The organism is Mangrovicoccus sp. HB161399, assembly GCF_013184745.1.
In the GTDB taxonomy this organism is placed as follows: domain Bacteria; phylum Pseudomonadota; class Alphaproteobacteria; order Rhodobacterales; family Rhodobacteraceae; genus Mangrovicoccus.
In genome coordinates, this window is record NZ_JAATVU010000264.1 from 1 (window position 1) to 874 (window position 874).

2 protein-coding genes are annotated in these 874 nt (G+C 68.0%); one reads left to right on the forward strand and one right to left on the reverse strand.

The annotated features are described in order from the left end of the window. Positions 1–245, reverse strand: a 245-nt coding sequence (locus HCC78_RS32785) for an integrase core domain-containing protein (RefSeq protein ID WP_253949485.1), incomplete at its 3' end; no start/stop codon positions are given. Positions 246–495: 250 nt separating this feature from the next. On the opposite strand from HCC78_RS32785, the gene HCC78_RS32790 reads away from it, so the two are divergent. Next, a partial coding sequence (locus HCC78_RS32790; RefSeq protein ID WP_172332849.1) for a hypothetical protein occupies positions 496–874 on the forward strand: 379 nt, incomplete at its 3' end.

Here is an 874-nt window from a genome sequence, read left to right on the forward strand (position 1 = left end):
GAAGTCCGGATCTTGCAGATGCATTCGCAGGGGGCGAGGCCGCCGAGCGGCTCGAGGCGACGTGCGACGTTGCAAGCGGCCATGAAGTCGGCGAGGTGGCCACGAAGCTGATCGTGGCTGTCGCAGTGGAAGCGTTTGGCGGTGGCCTCCTTGATCGTGCGGTTCATCCGTCCGGCCTGGCCGCCGGTCCGCGGATGGCCGGGCTTGGCCAGGCGATGCCCGGTCCCGTTGGCCTCGCAGATCATGAAAAAGCGCCTTTGCCGAGAGCAGGCAGTGTTTCGGTTCCCGGGCTGCCCGGCAAACTGGATGCCGTTGTCCGCTGCCCGGCAGGGCATTTCGGCACGAATTGTCCCGAGAGGGGGTCAGGATCGCGTGGATGCGGCAGGGAACAGCCCCGGGCAGATGTTCCGGGACCTCCCAGGCGGCCTTCCTGTCAGCCCTTTCGGCGGGTTGGGTGACCGCGAACCTGCCGGTGCGGCCGATGGACACGAAGAGATGGAGCTTGCCCTCGGCCGTCTGCACGTCGGCGATATCCATGCGGAAGAAGCCGGCAGGATGGCGTTTGGACCGCTGGCGGTCCGGCTTGTCGCCGCCGGCCTCAGGCAGGCGCGACATGCATTCGTCAGCGTGCTTGAACCGATGGCGCACAATGGCTCATCGCTGAAGGCGCCGATGCAGCGCTGGCCGGGTCAGGCGTGGGATCGTCGGCTGCAGGGCATGGAGACAGTCGCCCAGAGGACGCAGTGCGTGCCGGCGGAATGCAACCGCCATCGCCTCCTCGATCTCGCCAGGAACGGCCGAGCGCGGTTCCCTCGGGCCTGTTTTGCGGTCCCCGGCCGTCTCGCGCCTGCGCTGCTTCGCGACCGTCTCCGGG